This window comes from Erythrobacter litoralis, assembly GCF_001719165.1.
In the GTDB taxonomy this organism is placed as follows: Bacteria; Pseudomonadota; Alphaproteobacteria; order Sphingomonadales; family Sphingomonadaceae; genus Erythrobacter; species Erythrobacter litoralis.
Map to the genome: position 1 here is coordinate 3040700 of NZ_CP017057.1, position 23142 is coordinate 3063841.

Annotated in this window: 17 protein-coding genes; 10 read left to right on the forward strand and 7 right to left on the reverse strand. The window is 67.0% G+C overall.

The genetic code is table 11. The annotated features are described in order from the left end of the window. Window positions 1-41 precede the first annotated feature (41 nt). Window positions 42-2393: a TonB-dependent receptor gene (locus tag Ga0102493_RS14485; protein WP_034902279.1), complete on the forward strand. Its 2352-nt coding sequence runs from the start codon at window positions 42-44 to the stop codon at window positions 2391-2393. Window positions 2394-2453: 60 nt separating this feature from the next. On the opposite strand, the gene Ga0102493_RS14490 is transcribed toward Ga0102493_RS14485, so the two are convergent. Further along, on the reverse strand, window positions 2454-3134 hold the full coding sequence (locus Ga0102493_RS14490; protein ID WP_034902281.1) for a YggS family pyridoxal phosphate-dependent enzyme: 681 nt from the start codon (window positions 3132-3134) through the stop codon (window positions 2454-2456). Between Ga0102493_RS14490 and Ga0102493_RS14495 the strand changes: the two genes are divergently transcribed. From Ga0102493_RS14495 to Ga0102493_RS14505, 3 genes are all read left to right on the forward strand, one after another. Next, a complete protein-coding gene (locus Ga0102493_RS14495; RefSeq protein ID WP_034902282.1) occupies window positions 3133-3693 on the forward strand; it encodes a thiamine phosphate synthase in 561 nt (186 codons plus the stop codon). The two genes, Ga0102493_RS14490 and Ga0102493_RS14495, sit on opposite strands and share 2 nt — an antisense overlap. 105 nt (window positions 3694-3798) lie before the next feature. Then, a complete protein-coding gene (locus tag Ga0102493_RS14500; RefSeq protein ID WP_051697775.1) occupies window positions 3799-6192 on the forward strand; it encodes an FtsK/SpoIIIE family DNA translocase in 2394 nt (797 codons plus the stop codon). 164 nt (window positions 6193-6356) lie between these two features. Next, complete coding sequence (locus Ga0102493_RS14505) at window positions 6357-8732, forward strand: TonB-dependent receptor (RefSeq protein WP_418251643.1); 2376 nt, start codon at window positions 6357-6359, stop codon at window positions 8730-8732. Between the two features lie 54 nt (window positions 8733-8786). On the opposite strand, the gene Ga0102493_RS14510 is transcribed toward Ga0102493_RS14505, so the two are convergent. The 4 genes from Ga0102493_RS14510 to Ga0102493_RS14525 form a co-directional block, all read right to left on the reverse strand. After that, window positions 8787-9389 carry a GDYXXLXY domain-containing protein gene (locus Ga0102493_RS14510; RefSeq protein WP_034902286.1) on the reverse strand — a complete coding sequence of 201 codons (603 nt, stop codon included), beginning with the start codon at window positions 9387-9389 and terminating at the stop codon, window positions 8787-8789. After that, complete coding sequence (locus Ga0102493_RS14515) at window positions 9386-10540, reverse strand: DUF2157 domain-containing protein (RefSeq protein WP_034902288.1); 1155 nt, start codon at window positions 10538-10540, stop codon at window positions 9386-9388. The genes Ga0102493_RS14510 and Ga0102493_RS14515 overlap by 4 nt, the downstream gene beginning before the upstream one ends. A gap of 37 nt (window positions 10541-10577) precedes the next feature. After that, window positions 10578-11633, reverse strand: coding sequence for a substrate-binding domain-containing protein (locus Ga0102493_RS14520; RefSeq protein WP_034902290.1), 1056 nt, complete (start codon window positions 11631-11633; stop codon window positions 10578-10580). A 64-nt stretch (window positions 11634-11697) separates the two neighbouring features. Next, entirely contained in the window at window positions 11698-12858 is a 1161-nt protein-coding gene (locus Ga0102493_RS14525; protein WP_051697777.1) for a substrate-binding domain-containing protein, read from the reverse strand. A gap of 314 nt (window positions 12859-13172) precedes the next feature. Between Ga0102493_RS14525 and Ga0102493_RS14530 the strand changes: the two genes are divergently transcribed. Then, on the forward strand, window positions 13173-14969 hold the full coding sequence (locus tag Ga0102493_RS14530) for a sensor domain-containing diguanylate cyclase (protein WP_236922246.1): 1797 nt from the start codon (window positions 13173-13175) through the stop codon (window positions 14967-14969). Here the strand turns inward: Ga0102493_RS14530 and Ga0102493_RS14535 are convergent. Next, window positions 14966-15376, reverse strand: coding sequence for an acyl-CoA thioesterase (locus Ga0102493_RS14535; protein ID WP_034902292.1), 411 nt, complete (start codon window positions 15374-15376; stop codon window positions 14966-14968). The genes Ga0102493_RS14530 and Ga0102493_RS14535 overlap by 4 nt on opposite strands. Further along, complete coding sequence (locus Ga0102493_RS14540; RefSeq protein WP_034902294.1) at window positions 15373-17613, reverse strand: S9 family peptidase; 2241 nt, start codon at window positions 17611-17613, stop codon at window positions 15373-15375. Before Ga0102493_RS14540 ends, Ga0102493_RS14535 begins: the two co-directional genes overlap by 4 nt. A 140-nt stretch (window positions 17614-17753) precedes the next feature. Between Ga0102493_RS14540 and Ga0102493_RS14545 the strand changes: the two genes are divergently transcribed. From Ga0102493_RS14545 to Ga0102493_RS14565, 5 genes are all read left to right on the forward strand, one after another. Beyond that, the gene (locus Ga0102493_RS14545) at window positions 17754-19565 is read left to right on the forward strand and encodes an aminopeptidase P family protein (RefSeq protein WP_034902296.1); all 1812 of its coding nucleotides are present in this window, start codon (window positions 17754-17756) and stop codon (window positions 19563-19565) included. Between the two features lie 91 nt (window positions 19566-19656). Further along, a complete protein-coding gene (locus Ga0102493_RS14550; RefSeq protein ID WP_034902298.1) occupies window positions 19657-20040 on the forward strand; it encodes a VOC family protein in 384 nt (127 codons plus the stop codon). A gap of 140 nt (window positions 20041-20180) precedes the next feature. Next, the gene (locus Ga0102493_RS14555; RefSeq protein WP_034902301.1) at window positions 20181-20864 is read left to right on the forward strand and encodes an EF-hand domain-containing protein; all 684 of its coding nucleotides are present in this window, start codon (window positions 20181-20183) and stop codon (window positions 20862-20864) included. A gap of 61 nt (window positions 20865-20925) precedes the next feature. Next, window positions 20926-21672 carry a response regulator gene (locus Ga0102493_RS14560; protein WP_034902303.1) on the forward strand — a complete coding sequence of 249 codons (747 nt, stop codon included), beginning with the start codon at window positions 20926-20928 and terminating at the stop codon, window positions 21670-21672. A 35-nt stretch (window positions 21673-21707) separates the two neighbouring features. After that, on the forward strand, window positions 21708-23123 hold the full coding sequence (locus Ga0102493_RS14565; RefSeq protein ID WP_069297569.1) for an ATP-binding protein: 1416 nt from the start codon (window positions 21708-21710) through the stop codon (window positions 23121-23123). The last annotated feature ends 19 nt before the right edge of the window (window positions 23124-23142 follow it).

Sequence of the window (23142 nt, forward strand, 5' to 3'; positions counted from 1 at the left end):
CGTTAATGGCGAGCGACCTACCAAATGGGAGAGCTTGTTTCATGACGTTTCGTACCGCTTCGCGGCGCAGCCTTGCGCTGCTGCTTTGCTCCTGCGCCATCGCCCCCTTCGCCGCGCAGGCCCAGGATACCGATGTCGACACCGAGGATCAGGCCGCCGGCCAGGACGAACAGCCGAGCGAGCGCCGCCAGGGCACGCTCGAAGGCCTGAACGCGATCGTCGTCACCGGGACCAAGACCCAGAACGTCGAGAACGTGCAGGAAGTGCCGCTCGCCGTTACAGCCTTTAACGAGGACACGCTCGAAGCCTACAAGATCCGCGACATCCAGGGCCTGCAGTTCCAGGCTCCGAACGTCAGCCTCGACCAGATCGGCACCAGCCGCGGCACCGCGAACTTCTCGATCCGCGGTCTCGGCATCAATTCCTCGATCCCGTCGATCGACCCGACCGTGGGCGTGTTCGTTGACGGGGTCTATCTCGGCATCAACGGCGGCGTCGTGTTCGACCTGTTCGATCTCGACAGCGTGGAAATCCTGCGCGGCCCGCAGGGTGTGCTGTTCGGCCGCAACGTGACCGGCGGCGCGGTGGTGATCAACACCGGCAATCCGACCGAGGAATTCTCGGGCAAGTTCCGTGCGGCGGTCGACGGCCCGCTGGTAGATGGCGGCCGCGGCGGCGCGAACTACACCGCGAGCGGCGTCATCTCCGGTCCGCTGATCGAGGACAAGCTGCTGTTCAAGGTCGGCGCCTATTACAACAACGACGAGGGCTATTTCACCAACCTGTTCGACGGCTCGAACCATGGCCAGGCGGAAACCTACATCATTCGCGGCGCTCTCGAAGCGCGTCTGGGCGACCTTACGATTCTCGCCAAGGGCGATTATTTCGACAGCAACGGCGATGGTCCCTCGGGCCAGAACCGCGGCTTTTTCGAGCGCGACACCTTCGATTTCGCGATCGACGAACCCGGCTTCTACGACACCGAGATCTACACCGGCTCGCTTACCGTCGACTGGGACCTCGGCCCGGGCACGCTGACCAACATCTTCGGTTATCGTGACTATTCGGCGGCCACCCGCGGCGACATCGATTCGACACCGGCCTTCCTGTTCCATTCGAACACGCTGACCGAACAGGAGCAGTATTCGAACGAACTGCGCTATGCGGTCTCGACCGACCGTGTCGACCTGACCGTGGGCGGGTTCTGGTTCGACCAGACGCTCGCCTATGACGAGAACCGAGAACTGCGCCGCGACCTTCCGCCGGCGCTTCAGCCGCCGATCTTCTTCGGCGGCGGCCGCCAAGATCACGAAGTGATCGGCGTCTTCGCCAATGCCAAGTGGGAATTCGTCGACAGTCTTTCGCTGATCGCTGGCATCCGCTGGAACCAGGAGACCAAGGACGCTGCGATCACCTACATCGTCCCGCGTGCGCCCTGCTCGGTGGTCGGGCAGACCTGCCCGACCGGCACCCAGCCGTTCGATCCCGCGACCGAGACCGATGGCTTCACCGACAGCGTCAGGTTCCGCAACCTCTCGCCGCGGCTCGGCCTGCAGTACGAATTCGCGAACAGCCAGGTCTATGGTTCGTGGAGCCGCGGCTTCCGTTCGGGCGGCTACAATTTCCGCATCACGAGCATTCCAGGCTTCAACTCGGCCTTCGCGCTCACGAACAGCCTGAACTTCGATGAAGAGCAGGTCGACACCTTCGAGATCGGCGGCAAGTTCCAGACCTATGACGGTGTCTTCACTCTCAACGTCGCGGCCTACGTGACCAAGGTGAAGGACATGCAACGCGAAGTGAACGTGGCCGATGCGGGCGCGGGCGTGGTGCAGAACATCCTCAACACCGCCGATGCGACCATCACCGGCTTCGAGGCCGAAAGCACCATCCGCCTGTCCGACAACCTCGTCTTCAACGCCAACGTAGGCATCATCGACGACGATTATGACGAGATTCTGTTCGACATCTCTGGCGATGGCGTGATTGACGAGGCCGATTTCGACCTGCGTATCCCGCGCATCCCGGCAGTGACCTGGGGCATGGGGCTCATCCATGAGCTGTTCCTCGGCGACAGCGAGATCGTCACCCGCGTGAACTACCAGTACCGCGACGAATTCGCCTTCACCGACGATAATCTCGGCTTCATCCAGGACATCTCGAATCTCGAGGCGAACATCACCTGGGTGACCCCGATCGAAGGCTTCTCGCTCTCGGTCTACGGGCGCAACCTGTTCGACCAGGTGCAGGCCGGCGGCGATACGCAGCTGCCCTTCGGCGGGCCGCTCAGCACCGGCGTGCGTCAACCCTTCGCCAACAACCCGACCGGCGGCACGCTTTCGCCGCTGCAGCGTGGACGGAACATCGGCGTGGAGGCGATGTTCGAGTTCTAGGTTTCGCGCCAGCGATAATGACAGGGGGCGCTCCCGCGAGGGGGCGCCCCTTTTCGTTTGTCAGGGCTTCGCACGCGCTCCGAACAGCGCGCTGCCGACCCGCACATGGGTCGCGCCCAGCTGCACCGCGGTTTCGTAATCGCCGCTCATCCCCATCGATAGGCCTTTAAGGCCGTTGTCGCTGGCAAGCTTCGCCAGCAGGGCGAAGAACGGTGCGGGCTCGGTGTCGGCGGGCGGGATGCACATGAGGCCGGCCACGGGCACGTCCGCCGCGCGGACCTTTTCGAGGAAGGCGGGCACGTCGCCGATCGGGCATCCGCCCTTCTGTTCCTCGTCGCCGATATTGACCTGCACGAAACACGGCACGCGCCGTCCGGCCTTGTCCATCGCCTTCGCCAGCGCCTTGAGCAGGCTCGGCCGGTCGAGCGAGTGGATGCAGTCGAACAGCGCCACCGCGTCCTCGGCCTTGTTCGATTGCAGCTGGCCAATGAGGTGAAGTTCGACGTCCGGGTATTGCTCGCGCAATTCGGGCCACTTGCCCTGCGCCTCCTGCACCCGGTTTTCGCCGAAGACGCGCTGGCCCGCTTCGAGCAGGGGCACGATCCGCTCCGGCGGATGGGTCTTCGAAACCGCGATCAGGGTCACCTGCGAAGGCTCGCGCCGCGCGGGCTTGCAGATGCGCGCGATATTGGCTTCGACTTCGGCCAGCAGTTCTTCGGGGCGGGTGGCTGCGTTTTCCATGCGTCGGCGCTATAGCGTGGCCGTGCGCGATGCAAATGCCCTTCCCGCGATCTGGCTGCTGTCGGATGCCCGCAACGACGCGCGGCTGGAAGAGGCGCTTGAACGCCTGCCGCGCGGGAGCGGGTTCATCTATCGCCATTACCACCTCGATGGGCCGGAGCGGCTGGCGCGCTTTCTCACGCTGCGACGCATCGCAAGGGCGCACGACCATGTCCTGATCCTCGCCGACAGCGCGCTCACCGCGACCGAATGGGGCGCCGACGGCATTTACGGGGCGCCGCGCGCGCTGTGGCCGCGCAGGGAGGGCCTCCTCCACCTCGCCACGGCGCACGACCTCGCTGAAATCGGGCTCGCGGCCCGGCTGGGCGCGGACGCGGTGCTGCTTTCGCCGGTCTTCCCGACAGCCACTCATCTTGGCGCGCAGACCCTTGGTCCAGTGCGTTTCCGGCTGCTCGCCATGCGCTCGAGAGCGCCCGTGATCGCGCTCGGCGGGATGGAAGCGGGGCGCGCGCGGCGGCTCGATTGGCCGCGCTGGGCGGCGATCGACGGGCTGAGTTGAAACACGCGCCCCGTCGCAGGCGGCTTGACCCGGACTCGCCGAGGATTCATGGTCCGTTCCCACGGCAATGCAAGCTTTGAGAGACCGCCCTTGGCCAGCCGAGCGATGACGACCCGCAAATCCAACGCCGAATGGCGCGAAGGCCTGCGCCGCAGCCTGCGCCGTGCGGCCCAGATGACCGGCGCCGGCGTGCTGTTCGCGGCGCTCGTCTTCCTTACGCTCGCATTGGCCAGCTACACCCAGACCGATCCCAGCCCGTCCACCGCGGCCGCGCCCGAAAGCGTCGCCAACTGGATGGGGCCGGGCGGGGCATGGATCGCCGACCGCGTGCTGTTCCTGTTCGGCCTGCCTGCGATCCTGCTTCTGCCCCTGCTCTACATCTCCGCCCGCAGGCTGTGGCGCGATGTCGAGGTCGACGATGAAGGCGAAGCGCGCACTCGCTGGTGGCTGCCTGCGGGCCTGCTGCTGCTGGCAATGATGCTGCTCGGCACGGTGCTCGCGCTGCTTTTCGACCGCCCGACGGGGACGCTGCCCGCGCAGGCGGGAGGCGTTGCGGGCCTGCTTGGCGCGGCGACGATAGAGGCGGTCGCGACCCGCTTCGGAGGAAGCTCCGCAGGCTGGGTGACGCTTGGCCTTGCGACCGCATGCATTGCCGGAGCGGCGGCGCTGCTGACGCGGATCTTCGCGATTGACTGGCGGATGCTGCTTTCCCTGCCGAATTTCCTCGGCGGCGCCTCGCTCGGCCCGGCCATCGGCGCGCTACTGCCTCGCTTCATGCGGCGCGGCGAGCAGCACCTGCCGTTCGACGATGACGAGGGCGATGGCGCCCCGGCCCCGCGCGCCCGGCGCAAGGCGGCGGCGCCCGAACCGCGCCCCGCGCCTGAGGCCGAACCGCGCCGCGCGCCCGAGATCGTCGATCCCTCCGCCCCGCCCAAGCGCGCTGCGGCCGCCGCGTCGCGCACCAGCCAGCGCGACATGTTCGCCGCCTTCGAACTGCCAGGCCTCGACCTGCTAGAGGATGCGCCGGAGAATGCCGCGCCCAAGCTCGACAAGCTGGCGCTGGAACGCAATGCTCGCCTGCTCGAGAACGTGCTCGACGATTTCAACGTCAAGGGCGAGATAACCGCGGTCCGCACCGGGCCGGTCGTCACCATGTACGAACTCGAACCTGCCCCCGGCATCAAGGCGGCGCGCGTGGTCGGCCTGGCCGAGGACATCGCCCGCAACATGAGCGCGGTCTCCGCGCGGGTTTCGGCGATCCCGGGGCGCACCGTCATGGGGATCGAACTACCCAATGCCGACCGGCAGATGGTATCGTTGAAGGAGCTCGCCGCCTGCGCCGCCTTTGCCGAAGCCAAGGGCAACCTGCCGATCATCCTCGGCAAGGACATTGCGGGCGAACCGATCATCGCCGACCTTGCCGCCATGCCCCACCTTCTGGTCGCGGGGACCACGGGCTCAGGCAAGTCGGTCGGGCTCAACTGCATCCTGCTTTCACTGCTCTACACCTTCACGCCTGCCGAGTGTCGCCTGATCCTGATCGATCCCAAGGTGCTCGAGCTGAAGAGCTATGACGACATCCCGCACCTGCTTTCGCCGGTCGTGACCGAGCCGCACAAGTCCGTGCGCGCGCTCAAATGGGCGGTCGAGGAGATGGAGCGGCGCTATCGCATGATGAGCTCGATCAATTCGAGGAACATCAACAGCTTCAACGACAAGGTCCGCGCCGCGATCGCCAAGGGCAAGCCGCTGGGCCGCCGCGTCCAGGCGGGCTTCGATCCCGAGACCGGCGACGAGATCTACGAGGAAGAACAGCTCGATTACGAACCGCTGCCGCAGATCGTCCTGATCGTCGACGAACTCGCCGACCTGATGGTGACGGTGGGCAAGGAGATCGAGGTCCTGATCCAGCGCCTCTCCCAGAAAAGCCGCGCGGCGGGCATCCACCTCATCATGGCGACGCAGCGCCCTTCGGTCGACGTCATCACCGGCGTCATCAAGGCCAACCTGCCGACCCGCATCAGCTTCAAGGTGACAAGCCGGATCGACAGCCGCACCATCCTCGGCGAACAGGGGGCGGAACAGCTGCTGGGCAAGGGCGACATGCTCTACAAGCCGAATACCGGTGCCATGGTCCGCGTCCACGGTCCGTTCGTTTCCGACGAGGAAGTCGAACGCGTGGCCGATTTCTGGCGCGCGCAGGGCAGCCCGCAATATGTCGATGCCGTGACCGAGGAACCCGAGGATGGCGGCGGCCTGATGTTCGAGGACGAGCTGACCGCTTCGGACAACCCGGAGGAACGCAAGTACCGCCAGGCCTGCCAGATCGTGATCGAGAACCAGAAGGCCTCCGGCTCGTGGCTCCAGCGCCAGATGGGCGTCGGCTACAACACCGCGGCCAAGTGGATCGAGCGGATGGAGAGCGAAGGCCTCGTCGGCCCGGCCAACCATGTCGGGCGGCGAGAGATCTTCCGCGATCAGGACGGCAATCCGATCTGACGCGCGGAGGCGGGTCTGCGAACCTGCCGGAAGATGCACAAATGCCACGTCACGAAATTGTAGGCCGCCTGTAATCGAGCGGACACTTCGCAGTCGCAGCAGCGTCACCATCGGGTGTCACGGGGGAGTTCCTCTCTCTCTTTCGACAACAGGGATACCCGACAATGCTTCCCATGCTTTCCAGGCGCGCCGCTCCGGCGCGCTCCGTCTCGCTGATCGCCCTCGCCTCGACGCTCGCCGCGATGCCGCAGGCAGCGTTCGCGCAGGACAACGAGACGCCGGAGGGCGATGACCAGGGCAACCAGATCATCGTTACCGCGCAGAAGATCGAACAGCGCGCGCTCGACGTGCCGATCACCATCTCGGCCACCAGCGGCGAGCGGATCGAGGAACTCGGCGTCACCGATCTCGACGAGCTGTCGAACTACATTCCGGGCCTGCTGATCCAGGAACAGAGCGCCAACAATCCGGGCATCGTTATCCGTGGGATCACGTCGGACAGCGGCTCTGCGCAGCAAGGCCCGCGCGTCACGCTCTATTACAACGGCGTCGACATCTCGCGTTCGCGCGGGTCCTACCAGGCGATCTACGACCTCGAGCGCGTCGAGGTGATCAAGGGCCCGCAGGCGACCCTGTTCGGCACCGCCAGCGCCGTGGGCGCGATCAGCCTCGTCTCCGCCCGCCCGCGCGAGGGTTTCTCGGGCGAGATCCGGGGCGGCTACGGCAATTTCAACCAGACGCTGCTGGGCGGCCACATCAATGCCGGCTCGGACGTGCTCGCCGCGCGCATCGCGTTCGAATGGCGCACCCGCGATGGCTATGTGACCAATCTCAGCCCGAACCAGGAAGAGGACCTCTACGCGCAGGACCAGCTCGGCGTGCGCGGCTCGCTGCGCTACACGCCGAACGCGGATCTTACGGTCGACCTGATTGCCACCTATGACCAGCAGAGGAATGGCGGCACGCCCTTCATCTCGGGCACCTTCCCGGCCTTCGCGGGCGCTCCGGGCGGCCCGGCCAATGCCTTCGAGGACGCCAATCTCGGGGGCAACCCGGCGGGCGCGGCGGTGCTGGGCGACGACCAGCTTGGCCTGAACCGCGAAGTCTACGACCTCAACCTCACCGCCGAATACGCCTTCTCCGACGACTGGACCTTCACCACGGTCAACGGCTATCGCGAATTCGACAGCCGCGAAGTGTTCGACGCCGACGGTTCTGCTGCGCCCTTCCTCGAATTCACCGAAATCGCCGATGGCTGGCAGTTCAGCCACGAAGGCCGTTTCACCTATTCGGGCGACGCCTTGCGGGCGAGCATGGGCTGGAACCTGTTCATCGAGGACGGCCTCCAGAACGTGCCCTTCGCGACCGAGGAAGGCACCTTTCTCCAGTGCCTTTCCTCGCTCTTCGGCGCACCGTTGATCCCGGGCATTCCGTGCGTCGCGCCCGATGGCAGCGTACCCGCCGCAGCGGTCACCGGCACGCTCTCCGCGCTGGGCGTGCTGCCGCCGGGCGTGCAGGCGATCCCCTATTCCTCGGTGTTCGAGAACCAGGGGCGCAACGAGGCCTATTCGGTCTTCGCCGACGCGACCTGGATCGCGACCGACCGGCTCGAACTGACTGCGGGCGTCCGACTGCTTCAGGAATACCGCCGGTCCGGTTTCCGCGCCGACATTCCGAATTCGGTCATCAGCGGCGCGCCGCTCATCCCGGGGCAGGTCGACACGAACGGCCAGACCATCACCGCCGAGGAGCGGTTCCAGGCCGTGCTGCCGCGCTTCAACGCGCTCTACCGGATCACCGACGACGTGAACGTCTTCGCCACCATCTCCAAGGGCCGCCGCTCGCCTGTGGTGCAGGTCAATGCCGAGGGCGGGACGATCATTCCCGAGGAAGTCGTGTGGAACTACGAAGGCGGGGTCAAGCTCGCCACCGGCCCGGTTTCGGCCTCGCTCGGCGTCTATTACCAGGTCTACGACGACTTCCAGGTGTCTGTCGCGGAACTCGATGCGCAGGGCAACCCGACCGGCGCATTCATCACGGCGAGCGCCGGGAGCGCCAAGAATCTGGGCGTCGAAGGCGAACTCGCGGTCGATGTCGCGGACTGGCTGCAGGTTTTCGGCAATTTCGGCTATATCGACGGCGGCATCGATGAAGACGGCGCGTTCTCGCCCGCCTTCTCTGGCGCGCGCTTCCGGCTCCAGCCGGAATGGCAGGCTTCGGGCGGCTTCACCGTCGATTACCCGATCACCGACAGCATCCGCTTCTTCGCAACGCCCAGCGTGACGCATCGCAGCCGGATCTTCTTCGAAGTGCCGAACAACCCGCTGATCAGTCAGGAGGCGGTGACACTGGTCAACGCGCGCGCCGGCGTCTCCTTCGCCGACAACCGGTTCGAGATCGCGGGCTTCATCCGCAACGCCTTCGACGAGGAATACCTGCTCGATGCGGGCAATACCGGCGGGGCCTTCGGCATCCCGACCTTCATCCCGGCTGAGCCGCAGTTCTACGGCGTGCAGCTGACGGCGCGCTTCGGCAACTGACGTCAGGCCACGATCGACGACCCGGGGCGGGGGCCGCGTAGCGCGGCTCCCGCCCTATTCGTTGCGATCGGGTTCCGGCCGGGTCATGATCGGCGGTGCGGCGGGCCGGATGCTGTCCCCTTCGCGCGCCTCGCGCTCCGCCTCCGTCAGGGGGCGAAAGCGGATGTCGACCGGGGTGAAGGTTCCGTCCTTGCGCTGGCGGATGGTCACGATTGCGCGCAAGTCGCGTGCCGCAAGCCGCTCCTCGATCGCCCGCGCGCGGTCCTGCCCGACATAGAACCGCCCGGTGCGAAGGCCGGCCGCGCCATAGACGCCGCCCGGATCGGCGAGGATCGGGTGCGCGCAGGCCTCGAAAACGGCCCGGTCGAGCGGGTCGAACGCCGCCGCCTGCGTGATCAGGGGCGGATCGCCGGACAGGCACAGCGCTTCGGGCGGCGGCTGAATGCGGGGCGGCCCCTCTTCCTGCCGCTCGTCATCGCGGATCGGCCAGTCATAGGTGAATTCGACATAATGCCCGCGCAACAAGTCGCGCGGGTCGTAGCCCGCGACCGGCACCTCCCAATCGGTCCCCTGCCGCGAAATGTGCTCGCTCCACGCCCACAGCGCGGCGAGCCCGGCGAGCGGCAGGAGCGCAGCGGCAAGGCGGGCGAGCTTCACGGTGCCTTCCCCGCCTCATCGGGAGCGAAGCGGCGGCTTACGCGCCATGCGCCCCAGGCTATGCCGAGGATCAGCAGGCCCGAGACGATCAGGCCGAACCCGCTAAGCAGCAGGTCGCTCGCCAGTTCGAAACTGAGCACGATGAGCCGCAGCGCAATCACCCCGACGCAAAGCTGGAACACGCCGCGCCAGCCAGCGATCAGGGCCGCCGCGGCGATCCCTGCCCACAGCGCCATGAACAGCAGCGCGGCGAGAAGCTCGATGCCGTTCGCGCTGGAAACCACCGCGACGATGAGCCCGGCAAGGGCAAGGATAGCGCCCGACATCCGGCCCGAAACGCCCCGCCGCCCCCAGGCGACCAGCGCTCCGGCGACGATGATGATTGCGGCCCGCACCAGCTGGCTTGCCGGATTGAGCGGCCCGGCCCCGCTTTCGAACGCGCCGACACTAGCCAGCGCCGTCATGATCGAGGCTCCGGCCACCGCATAGGCGAGCGCAGCCTGTTCGAGCCGGCGCCAGAACGCTTCGCGGGTGCTGCGCGGTCGCAGGAAAGCGCCGAGCGGTGCGAACAGGACGGGCAGAGCGGTGACTAGGGCGAGAAAGGCCCAGGGCGCGTCCTCGCCGTCACGGCGGCGGGCAAGTTCGCCGAAGGCGAAATTGTATTCCCATGCGCAATATATCGCACCGCCCACAAGCAGTGCCGCGACCGGCCATGCGCGCCCGGTGAGAAGCATCAGCGGCGCGAACAGCAGCAGCCAGATGGCGAGCGGCTCCCACAGCGGCGCGCTCGTCTGGTAGACCTGCCCGAGATGGCCGAAAAAGGTCAGGCCAAGCACGGCGGCGATGAAGACCAGCGCCTCAACCACCCAGGGCGAGGCAGCGGCCAGCCGGTCCTCGCGCAGCCACAGCGCCGCGAGCGCCCCCGCGATCAGCGCGAGATGGAGCGCGAGGCGCACATTGCCCGGCACCTCTTCCCAGTTCGCCGCCACCAGCGAGACCAGACCGAGCCCGATTGCCAGCGCGCCGATGCCGAACACCGCCCACAGGGCGATCGGGCGGGAGTGCTCCTTCTCGTAGGCGATGAGCCGGTCGCGCGTCTCCGCGTCGATCAGACCGGCTTCGTGCCAGCGCTCGATCCTCCCCGTCGCCATGTGTAGGGATTAGGCGCGGGAAGGTCGCCGGCCAAGCCTATTCGAGACCGTCCGAAGTCATCGCGGTGAGATTCGTGGCCGCCGCCGCGCTCTCGGCGCGGGTTTCCTCGGTCGCGGGGACAAGGCTGATCGCGGCGAGCGGACCGCCTTCGCCCCAGCTTTCCGCCCATTGCGCAACGAATTGCTCAAGGCCCGGGGTCACGCCCACATGCGCTTTCTTTACGTAGATGTAGAGCGGGCGCGAGGCGGGATAGGACCCGTCGGCGATCGTCTCTGCCGTCGGCATCACCCCGTTCATCGGCAGCGCCTTCACGAGGTCCTGGTTCTCCTCGAGATAGGAATAGCCGAACACGCCGACCGCGCGTGGATTGTTGCCGACCTTGCGGACGATGAGGTCGTCCTTCTCGCCCTGTTCGCTGTAGGCCGAATCCCCGCGCAGCGCATCGCAATTGCGGACGAAGGCGGCCTCGTCGCCATCCTCGAGCGCGGCCATGTCCGCACTGGCGGTGCAGGCGGGCTCCATCACCAGTTTCTGCATCGCCTCGCGCGTGCCGGAGCTTGCGGGCGGGCCATAGACGATGATCGGCGCATCGGGCAGCGAGGGATCGATGTCGGACCAGTTCTCGGCCGATTGCTGCTCGCCATAGGGATTGGCGGCGAGCGCGCGGTAGACGATCTCGGGCGTCAGTTCGAGCTCGACCCCGTCATCGACCGCCGAGACGAAGGCGATGCCATCGCGCCCGACCTTGATCTCGACGATTTCCTCGACCCCGTTGGCCTGGCAGCGGTTGAATTCGTCGAGGTGCATGCGGCGCGAGGCATTGACGATGTCGGGCGTGTCGGGACCGGTGCCGGCGCAGAATTCCTCGATCCCTTCGGCGGTCCCGGTGGATTCGATGAGCGGCGCGGCGGCGCCTTCATTGGCGGCGGCGTAATCCCCGGCGACCTTCTGCGCGAAGGGATAGACGGTGGACGAGCCGACGATGCTGATCGCGTCGGGGCCGGTATCGGCTTCCTCGCCCCCGCAGGCGGCGAGCAGGGCGAGCGCGGTCCCGGCGAAAAGAGCCTTCGTGCGGAAAAGCGGGGCGGTCATGGAAGTCTCCGTATACGTGTGTCGGGTTGGAACCGGGCTGCCAGCGCGCCGGCGGGAGGGCGGGTCATTCGGTCGCGGCAGGGGCGGTTCCGGCAGGGGCGGTTCCGGCAGGGGCGCTTTCGGCAGAGTCAGGCTCGGCGGGCGCGCTCTCGCCGGTGAGGTCCTCGCGGGTCATCGTGATGAGTTCATCGACCTTTCGCGCATTGGCCGCGCGGACATCCGGCGGCGAGGCGACGAGGCCGATCCGCGCGAGCGGGCCGTCGCTGTCCCAGTTCTTGACCCACTCACGGAGATATTCCTGGAGGCCCCGGATCGCGCGCGTGTGCGCCTTCTTGACATAGACGTAGAGCGGCCGGGCGCCGGGATAGTCGAAGCTCGCGATGTTTTCGTAGGTCGGATCGACCCCGTTCATTGGCAGGCCCTGAACCTTGTCCTTGTTCTCGTCGAGATAGGAGAAGCCGAACACCCCGACCGAGCGCGGATTGGCCTCGATCTTCTGGACGATCAGGTTGTCCTGCTCGCCCTGGTCCGAATAGGCACCGTCCGAGCGGACCTCGGTGCAGATCTGCTGGTGCCGGTCGGGATCGCTTTGCTTGAGCGCTTCCATCTCGGGATTGGTGTCGCACCCGGCTTCGAGCACGAGTTCCTTCAATGCATCGCGCGTTCCGCTCGTGCTCGGCGGGCCGTAGACGAGGATCGGGACGTCGGGCAGCGAGGGATCGACATCGGCCCAGGTCTCGGCCGTCTGTTCGCGGCCATAGGGGTTCGCGGCAAGCGCTTCGTAGACGATCCGGGGCGAGAGGTTCAGATCGATCCCGCCCTTCTTCGATGCAAAGGCGATCCCGTCGAGGCCGACCTGCAGTTCGATGATGTCCCTGACGCCATTGGCCTGGCATTTCTCGAATTCGGCCGGCTTCATCCGGCGCGATGCGTTCGCCATGTCGGGCGTGTCGGCGCCGACGCCCGAACAGAACAGCTGGATGCCGCCGCCCGTGCCGGTCGATTCGATCAGCGGCGACTTGAAATCGGGATAGGAGCGCGAAAAGCTCTCGGCGATCTGCTTGGCAAAGGGATAGACGGTCGAAGAGCCGACCGCGCGGATCGAATCCCTGGAGCCCGAGCCAGAGCCGCCGTCGCATCCGCCGAGGACCATCAATCCGCCGAGCAGGGCGGGGGCTAGAAGCGCGCGGGCGGCCTTGCGCAGCGAGGTGTTCTGGAGGGTCATGATGTCCGGATTTTCGTTCTGGTTTGGTTGGGCAATGGCGCTAGGTGCGGCGTGTGACAGGGCCATGACGGGCGCAAGCGCCAGGCTGTGCGGCGGGCGCCATAACCGCTTGCAGGCGGTCCTTCCACCCGCTTTTTCGCCTGCCCTTCGCGGCCTGTTCGCGGGGGATCGCCCGTCCATGGTAACCATCTGTCCTCGCTGATGAAACGAGGAAGACGCACCTGCGATACGCGCGCCTTCGGTTTAAGGTCATCGTAAGGCATCGGCGGTATCCGCGGGCCATGGGACGCGCATTCTTTCACCGGACACTCGCAGTGCTCTTGGCACTCCTGGCGACATGTTTCGCCGTGCCCCTGTCGGCGGCCCACGCCGATGCGGCCGCCGGTGACGCGAAGGGGACCGATTTCGCCGTCGCCCCGGCGCTTTCCGACCACCCCGCCTTCGTTCCTGCCTGCCATGCGGTGTCCGGCACCGACACCAGCCTGCGCGCCATGACCGCACGCGAGGCATGGACCTGCAATGCCGGCGCGCCGCGCGCCGACAGCCCGGTCGCATGGCTGCGTTTCGATGCGCAGGCGTGGGACGCGGAGGAACGTCCGCGCCATTTCTTCACTCGCAGCGCCCGGCACCGGTCGATCACCTTCGCCGCGCTCGACGCCGACGGGACATTGCGGGTGCGTTCCTTCGCCGAGGAAGAAGCCCGGCCGCTAGCCGCGGGACCGGTCTTCACCCTGCCCCTGCCCGAGATCCGCAAAGAGACCCGCGCGCTGATCGTGCGCGTCGAACGGCCGCATTCGGTCCCGCTTCTGAGCGAGGCACGGCTGATCTACGACGTGGAGGATGCCGGCTGGTCCGGGCACGAGATGATGCTGCTCGCCATGGTGATCGGCATGCTAATCCTGCCGCTGTTCTTCGATGTCAGCTTCTACGTGGTGCTGCGCGAACGCTTTGTCGCGCTGCACGCGGGGATGGTGATGTCGATGATGCTCTATGTCCTGTTCGCGGGCGGGCTAGTCAGCGTGTTCTGGAGCCTGCCGGTCGCGTTCAGCGCGGTGATCGCGCCGCTGTCATGGGCGCTGGGCTGCGGACTGTCGGCGCTGTTCCTGGCCGAATTTCTGGAGCGCGACGCGCTGTCGCCGCGCCTGCGCCGCCTGACAGTGGCGGCCGGGCTTTGGACGATCGTCGGGCCGGGCTTCTTCGCGCTGCAATTCCACTGGTCGCAGCCGTTCGACGATCGCGGCTATTTCCTCGCCATGATGCCGGCGGCATTCTTTACCACCTTCGCCATCGTGCGCGCCATGATGCGCGGGAGCCGTTCGGCGCGCTATCTGGCGCTCGCCTGGGCGCCGGCGATCATCGCCTCGATCGAGCGGGCGCTGCGCGGGCTGGGCCTGTATGTCGGCCCCTCCAGCCTCGACCAGATGCTCTATGTCGCCACCGCGATCGAGGTGATCGTGATGAGCCTTGCGATCGCCGACCGCTTCCTTGCGATCCGGCGCGAACGCGATGCCGCGCTGACCGAGGCGCGGATGCTCGAACACCTGTCCTCGCGCGATGCGCTCACGGGCCTCATGAACCGGGGCGCGCTCGAAGCGCGGTTCGACGATCTGCTGAGGCAGGGCTTCGACACCTTCGCGCTGGTCGATCTCGACCGCTTCAAGCACATCAACGATCGCTACGGCCACCAGGTCGGCGACGGGGCGCTGATCGCCTGCGCGGCGGCGCTGAGCGCGTCAGGCGACCGGGATTCGGTCGCGGCGCGGCTGGGCGGGGAGGAATTCGTGGTGCTGCTGCGCGGGGAGCGGACGCTCGAACGGGCGGAGAACCTGCGCCGCGCAATCCCGCTGCGGATCGCCTCGCAGGTGCCCGGGCTCGGCGCGCCCGTCACCGCGAGCATGGGCGTGATCGAATTGCCGCGGGCCTCGGCCCACGCCCTGACATTCGAGGATTTCTATTCGCGTGCCGACACGCTGATGTACGAGGCCAAGGCTTCGGGCCGCAACCGGATGAGCTATGAGAAGCTCACCATGTTCGACACCGCCCCGCCAAGCAGGGCGCAGGCGAAAGCGCGTTCGAAAGACCGCAGCAAGGGCTCGCGCGCGGCGGCCTAATCGCCTCTTTGACGGAAGGGGGCGATCACTTCGGACCGGACACGGGCGAGCCTGCCGCTCTCCCGGTCGAGCATCGCCCAGGTCGTCGCCGCGCCCACCAGCGGCTTGCCCGCATCGTCGGTGAATTCGACGCGGCGGAGTGATTTGGCGCCTTTAGGATCGCCTTCGATCCACGTTTCGCCATGCGCGGCCTCACCTTGCGCGATATTGCCGCGATAATCGATCTCGTGCCGGATCACGACCCAGAAGAAGGCGGCGACGTGCTCGGGCTCAGCCGCCGCTTCCCAATGCGCGGTGGCGAGGTCCTGGATCCACTGCACCCAGACGGTGTTGTTGACGTGGCCGAGCTCGTCGATGTGCTGCGGCTCGGCCACGAAGGTGCGCTTGAAGACCGGCGTGTCGCTCACCCGCCCTGCTTCTCGCCCGTTTCCGGAGCCATTCCCATCTGCCACAGGATGAAGGCGAATTCCTCCGCCGTTTCGTAGAGCGAGTTCCAGCGCCCCGACTTGCCGCCATGGCCTGCGCCCATGTTGGTTTTCAGCAGCAGGATGTTGTCGTCGGTCTTGGTGTCGCGCAGCTTGGCGACCCATTTGGCCGGTTCCCAATAGGTCACGCGCGGATCGTTAAGCCCCGCTGTCACCAGCATCGGCGGGTAATCCTGCGCGCTCACCTGATCGTAGGGCGAATAGGACAGGATATAGGCGAAGGCCTGCTTCGATTCGATCGGATTGCCCCATTCGGGCCATTCGCCCGGGGTGAGCGGCAGGTCCTTGTTGAGCATGGTGTTCAGCACGTCGACGAAGGGCACGTGCGCGACCACCGCGCCGTATTGCTTGGGATCCTGGTTGACCACAGCGCCCATCAGCTCGCCGCCTGCCGAACCGCCGCTCGCCGTGACCATGCCTTCGGCGGTATAGCCCCTTGCGATCAACCCGCGTCCGGCATCGACGAAATCGTTGAACGTGTTGGTCCGCTCATTGAGCTTGCCCTGAAGATACCAGCGCCGCCCGAGATCGTCGCCGCCGCGAATATGCGCGATCGCATATGCGAAACCGCGATCGACGAGGCTGAGGCGCGAAGTCGAAAAGCCGGGCTGCACGGCATAGCCATAGGCGCCGTAGGCATAGAGGTGGAGCGGCCCTGCGCCCTCGATGCCCTGCTCCTTCAGGATTGCCGCGCGGTCCTTGCGCATCACGACACTGACCGGAACCATCGTCCCGTCGCGCGCTTCGATGGAAAGGCGCTCGGTCACATATTGCGAGGCGTCGTAGCCCGACGGGATTTCCTGCTGCTTGAGCTGTTCGAGGCTGCCGCTCGCGACGTCGTAGTCGAAGACCGTCGAAGGCGTGACCATGCTTTCGTAGGACAGGCGCAGCTTCGACTGGTCGTATTCGGGATTGTTCGAAAGCCCGGCGACATAGCTCGCTTCGGCAAAGGCGATCGGCTTCGCCTCGGTTGGCGAGCCATATTGGCGAAGCTGGATCTGGTCGAGCCCGTCGAGCCGGCCTTCGGTGACGAAGAAGCCCTTGAACAGCTCGAAACCGGTCAGGTAAAACTCGTCCGAGCCCGCGATCACCGTCTCCCATTCGCCGGGCGCATCGAGACTGGCCCTGGCGAGGCGGAAATTGATGTGCTCGTCATTGGTGAGGACGAACAAGTCCCCGTCGTGCACATCCACGTCGTATTCGACGCCCTTTTCGCGCGGGCGAACGAGGATCGGCTCGGCGGTAGGATCGTCGGCGGGGACGAGCCGAACCTCGCTCGTCTCGTTGTCGCCGGTGGCGATGATGAGCCAGTCCTCCTGCGCCGAAAGACCGGCATTGACGCCGAAGCTTTCGTCCTTCTCCTCGTAGAGGGTCACATCCTCGTTGATCGGCGTGCCGATCACGTGCAGCTTCGCCTCCAATGTGCGCCATTCCTCGGTCGACGGGCCGTAGACCAGCGCGCTGTCGTTCATGACCCAGGTGAGATCGCTGCGAAGGTTGGGGATTTCGTCGGGCAGCAATTCGCCCGTCTCGAGATCCTTGATCCGCCCGACATAGCGCTCCGACCCGTCGGTGTCGGTGGCATAGGCGAGGAAGCGCCCGTTCCTGCTGATCGAGAACACGCCGAGGCGGAAATATTCGAGCCCTTCGGCAAGCTCGTTCTCGTCGAGGATCAGCGTGCCCGCCGCATCCTCGGGCGCGCCGACGGGCTTCCTGTAGTGCTTGCGATATTGCGCGCCTTCCTCGAATTCGGACCAGTAGAGGTAGTCGCCCCGACGTTGCGGGACGGTGCTGTCGTCCTCCTTGATCCGCGCGCGCATCTCCTTGAACAGCGCCTCGGTGAAATCCCCCTGCGAGGCCATGTTGGCCTCGAACCAGGCGTTCTCGGCCTCGAGATAGGCGAGCACGTCCTTGTCGTCGACCTCGGGATAGGACTTGTCATAGAGCCAGTCATAGGGATCGGAAATCGTGATCCCGTGGCGGGTGTAGCTGTGCTCGCGCTTCTCGGCGATCGGCGGGGAAGTGGGCGCGGGCTTGTCTGCTGTCACTTGTGTCTCATCCTTGGTTTCGGAGGTGGCCTCGCGGGCCAGTGTCGGGGCGGTCGGAGCGACGAGAGTCGCGGCGGCAGCGGCGATCAGGGCGAGGCGGGAAATCGTCATGGCAGGCCATCCTGTGCTTGAATCCCGCCCCGGGACGGGAGGACGGGTGGAAAGCCGCGGTCACGCGGTCTATGTTGATATCTAGACGAACACATGCGCGCGGCAAGACCGAGCGCGCACCGACAGGACAGGAATTCGCCATGCTGATGCAAACCCACGAAGCCCGCCTCAAGGCGCTGCGCGAGGAATTGAAGCGCCGCGATCTCGCGGGTTTCATAGTGCCCATTTCCGACGAACACATGAGCGAATATGTCGGCGACTATGCCCAGCGGCTCCATTGGCTCACCGGCTTCGGCGGCTCGGCTGGATTCGCCGCGGTGACGCTGACCGGCGCGGCGATCTTCGTCGACGGGCGCTACACCGTGCAGGTGAAGGGGCAGGTCGACAATGCCCTGTTCGAATACCGCAACATCCCCAGGGACAGCCTTGCCGACTGGCTGAAGGGCGCGGCCCAGAATGGCGAGCGCGTGGCCTACGATCCGTGGCTCCATACGCCCGGCTGGGTGGACAGGCTGGAGCGCGGGCTAGAGGGGAGCGGGGTCGAACTGGTCCCCGCCGAAGGCAATCCGATCGACGCGGTCTGGGCCGACCAGCCCGAGCCTTCGCCCGCGCAGGCGATCGTTCACGAAAACACGCTCGCCGGACGCTCGTCGGCCGACAAGCGCGGCGAAGTCGCGGACTGGCTGGCAAAGGAAGGCTTTGACGCGGTCGTCGTACCGGCGCTCGATTCGGTCGCATGGCTGCTCAATATCCGGGGCTCCGACGTGTCGCACACGCCCGTCTCCCACGCCTATGTTATCGCCCATGCCGATGGCCATGCCGAGCTGTTCATCGCGCCGGGCAAGGTCACGCCCGAGCTGGCCCAGCATCTCGGCAATGCGGTGACGGTCAGGGACCGCGACGAATTCGAAGGCGCGCTCGGCACGATGAAAGGCAAGCGCGTCAGCGTCGATCCCGATTTCGGCGTCGCCGGCATCGCGCAGGCGCTGCGCGCCGGCGGGGCGAGCGCCGCCTTTCGGCAGGACCCGACGATCCTTGCGAAAGCGATCAAGAACGAGGCCGAACAGCAGGGCCACCGCGACGCGCAGGCCGCCGACGGCGCGGCGGTCTCGCGCTTCCTGCACTGGATCGAGGTAAACGCGCCCAGGGGCGAAGTGGACGAATTGTCCGCCGCTGCAAAGCTCGAGGCCTTTCGCCGCGAGCACGGCGATCTGCGCGATACCTCATTCGACACGATCTCCGCCGCATCGGGCCATGCCGCGCTGCCGCATTACCGGGTGGACGAGGACAGCAACATCACGATCCCGCCCGGCTCCATCTTCCTGTGCGATTCGGGCGGGCAGTATCCGGCGGGCACGACCGACATCACCCGCACGGTCTGGGTCGGACCGGGCGAACCGACGGCTGAGATAAAGGACCGCTTCACCCGCGTGCTCAAAGGCCACATCCAGATCGACCGCGCGATCTTCCCGCAGGGAACCAATGGCGGCCAGCTCGACAGTTTCGCGCGGCAATATCTGTGGGAAGCGGGCGTCGATTACGCCCACGGCACCGGCCACGGCGTCGGCAGCTTCCTGGGCGTTCACGAAGGCCCGCAGCGCATCGCGAAGCATGCAGGCGGACAGGCCGGAACCGGGCAGGAACTGTTCGCAGGCATGATCCTCTCGAACGAACCTGGCTATTACAAACCCGACGCCTTCGGTATCCGGATCGAGAACCTCGTCCTTACCGTGCCCAAGCACATCGAGGGCGCGGAAGGCGAATGGCTCGGTTTCGAGACGCTGACCTTCGTCCCCATCGATCGCCGCCTGATCGAGCCTGCGCTTCTCACGGACACCGAGATCGACTGGCTCGACGCCTATCACGCCAAGGTGCGCGAAATCGTCGCCCCGCGCCTTTCGGGCGAGGATCTCGCATGGCTCGAACGCGAGACGCAGCCGCTTCGCGGATGATTGCGGCGCCGCCCATGTTCCTGTAATGTTCCACGTGAAACACGAGTCGCGGGGCGCCCGGCTCTGCGGCGTTTCACGGGAGGACATGACAATGATCGGCTACGTGACACTAGGCACCAACGACCTGCCGCGCGCGGCGCAGTTCTACGACGCGCTGGCCAAGCACTGGGGCGTCGGGCGAATGATGGAATTCGACCAGTTCATTGCCTGGGGCGACATGGATTCGCCCATGCCCGGCATCGCCGCGACCAGACCGTTCGACGGCAACGCTGCCACTGTAGGCAACGGCACGATGGTCGCGCTGATGGTGGACAGCCCGGAAAAGGTGCACGCGGTCTACGACACCGCGCTTTCGCATGGCGGCAGCGACGAAGGCGCGCCCGGACCGCGCGGCGATGACGGCTTCTATGCGGGCTATTTCCGCGACCCCGACGGCAACAAGCTCAACGTCTTCTGCATGACCGACCCGGGCTGAAACCGGGCGCAGGCTTGCACGCGCATGAACGCCGGGCCGCGCGCGATACAAGCCGCGACACTTTCGCCCGCTCCCGGCAAAGTCTTGCGACATTCGGTCTCTAGAAGGGGTCTCATCGAAGCCCCTTACGGAGAACGACCATGAAGACGCTTACCCTTGCCCTTTCGACCGCCGCTCTTGCCCTGGGCGCAGGCGGCATTGCCTATGCCGCGCAGGACGGACCGCAGCGCGGCGGCGCCGACAGCGACGGCGACGGCGAAGTCACACTGGCCGAGGCTAAGGCGCGTGCGGACATGCGCTTTGCCCGGATGGACGCCAATAATGACGGCGTGATCGATGCGAGCGACCGCGCCGCGCGGCAGGCGGACCGTTTCGCGCAAGCCGATGCGGACGGCGACGGCGAAGTCAGCGAGGCCGAAATGGTCGCCATGCGCGAGGGCCGCCAGGCACGCCGAGCCGAGCGCCGCGCCGAGCGGCAGGCACGCATGTTCGAAACCTTCGACACCGACGCAAGCGGCGGCCTTTCCGAACAGGAACTCGCCGCCATGCGCGAGGCACGCGGCAAGGACCGCGGAGCCCGCCAGGGCCGCGGCGGCGCTGGCGGCGGTAGGGGCATGGCGATGCTCGCCCGCGCCGATGCCGACGGTGACGGCGCGGTCAGCCGGGCGGAATTCGATGCCATGGTCGAAGCGCGCTTCGCAGCCCATGACACCGACGGTTCGGGCACGATCAGCGCGGAGGAACGAAGCGCAGCGCGCGCCGCGATGAAGGCGGAAATGCAGGAACGCCGCGCCCAGCGCAGTAAGGCCCGGCCCTCGGAGTGAGACGGAGCGGCCCGGCGCGCCCACTTGCGCGCCGGGCCGCCTCCTCGCATGAACGCAGCCGATGACAGCCGCCCCCGACAGCCCCCGCATCCTGCTCGTCGATGACGAGCCGTCCCTGCGCGAACCGCTCGCCGAATATCTCGGCCGTCAGGGTTTCGCGGTGAGCGAGGCCGAAAGCGCCGCCGCCGCGCGCAGCCGGATCGCCGAACAGCAGCCCGACCTCGTCCTGCTCGACATCATGATGCCGGGCGAGGACGGCCTCTCGCTCTGCCGCCACCTCGTCGAGACGCGCCGCCTGCCGGTGATCTTCCTCACCGCCCGAACCGAGGCGACCGACCGTATCGTCGGGCTAGAACTGGGCGCGGACGATTACGTGGTGAAGCCGTTCGAGCCGCGCGAGCTCGTCGCCCGCATCCGCACCGTGCTGCGCCGCGTGGCGCGCGGTCCCTCTGAGCAGGACGGGGCGGAGGACTGGCACTACCTGTTCGAAGGCTGGCGGCTCGATCCGCTCAAGCGCAAGCTGACCGATCCGGGCGGCGTGAGCGTACCCCTTTCCACCGCCGAGTTCCGGCTGCTGCGCGCCCTGCTCGACCACCCGCGTGCCGTGCTCGACCGCGACCGGCTGCTCGACATGGTGCAGGGTCGCACCGCGCACCTGTTCGACCGCGCCGTCGACAACCAGGTCAGCCGCCTGCGCCGCAAGGTCGAGGTCGACAGCCGCAACCCGGCGCTGATCCAGACCGTGCGCGGCGGCGGCTATCGCCTCGCCGCAGAAGTCCGCCGCGTGCCCCCGGACGCCGCCCGGTGAGGCGGTTTCTCCCGCACAGCCTCCTTGGTCAGGTGATGGCAGTGCTCGCCCTGGGCCTGCTGGTTGCGCAGGCGATTTCGGCGGTGCTGCTCTACCGCGCCATGGAGGACCGGCGCGAGGCGGCGATCGTCAGCTCGCTCGCCTACCGCCTGATCGCCGAGGCGGGCCGATCGGACGAGGAGCTTGCGGAACGCGCCGAACGCCGCCCCGCGCGCGAACGGCACCGGGGCGAAATCGGGGTCGTGCGCGGCCGCGACATGCCGAACCGGCCGCCCTTTTCCGGAAGGGGCCGGATCCCCGCCGAACGCGGCCCCGCCCCGCCGCCTTTCGCCGCCGGGGCGCGCAGCGCGGCCTACGAGGAACGGCTGGCCGAGGTCCTCGCCGCGCAGGACATCGCCGCAGCCAGCCTCCTCGTGGCCGAGCGCCGGGCCGGGGAGGACCCGTTCCTGCGCGCGCTGGTGGAACGTCGCCCGCGCCTCGGGGCTCCGGGATGGGAGGACCGCACGATCGTCCTCGCCTCGATCGAGCGGCCCGCATCCGGCGAATGGCTCACCGTGCGCCTCCCCGTGCCGGAACGTCCGAGAGGGGGGCCCGCGACGATCCTTTTCCAGACCGCGCTCATATTCGCCGTGCTCGTCGCGCTGCTCTATTTCGTGCTGAGACGCATCACCCGCCCGCTCGCGGCGCTGACCGCGCGCCTCGCCGATTTCTCGCGCGCGCCGGGAAAGATCGCGGTTCTCGCGGAAAGCGGGCCCGCCGACACCCGCCGCCTGATCGCCGCCTACAATGCGATGGAAGCACGGATCGCCGCGCTGCTCGATGAAAAGGACGTGATGCTCGGCGCGATCGGGCACGATCTCAAGACCCCGCTTGCCGCCCTGCGCGTCCGGATCGAGAGCGTGCCCGACGCGTCCCAGCGCGAGCGCATGGCGGCAAGCATCGAGGACATCACCAGAACGCTCGACGACATTCTCGTTCTCGCCCGGATCGGCCATTCGGGCGGGGCAGCCGATGCGGTCGATCTCGCCGCGTTGGCGGGGGCGGTCATCGAGGAATTCGAGGATCTCGGCGCGCCGGTCGACCTCGCGCATGAGGACAGCTCGCCGCGCATCGTCGCCCGCCTGCGCGAGACCTTGGCCAAGCGCGCGCTGCGCAATCTCGTCGCCAATGCCGTGCGTTATGGCGGCGGGGCGCGGATCACGCTGCGCAGGGAAAACGAAGCGGCAGTGATCGCGGTGGAAGACGACGGCCCCGGAATTCCCGAACCCCTCATCGAGGCGATGATGCAGCCTTTCGCGCGCGGCGAGGCCTCTCGCAACCGGGCGACCGGCGGGACCGGGCTCGGCCTCACTCTTGCCCGCGCCATCGTCGAGGCCGAGGGCGGCAGTCTCCGTCTCGCGAACCGGGCAGGGGGCGGGTTAAGGGCGGAATTGCGCTTCTCGCTCGGCTGAACGCGCTTGCCGGGCGCGG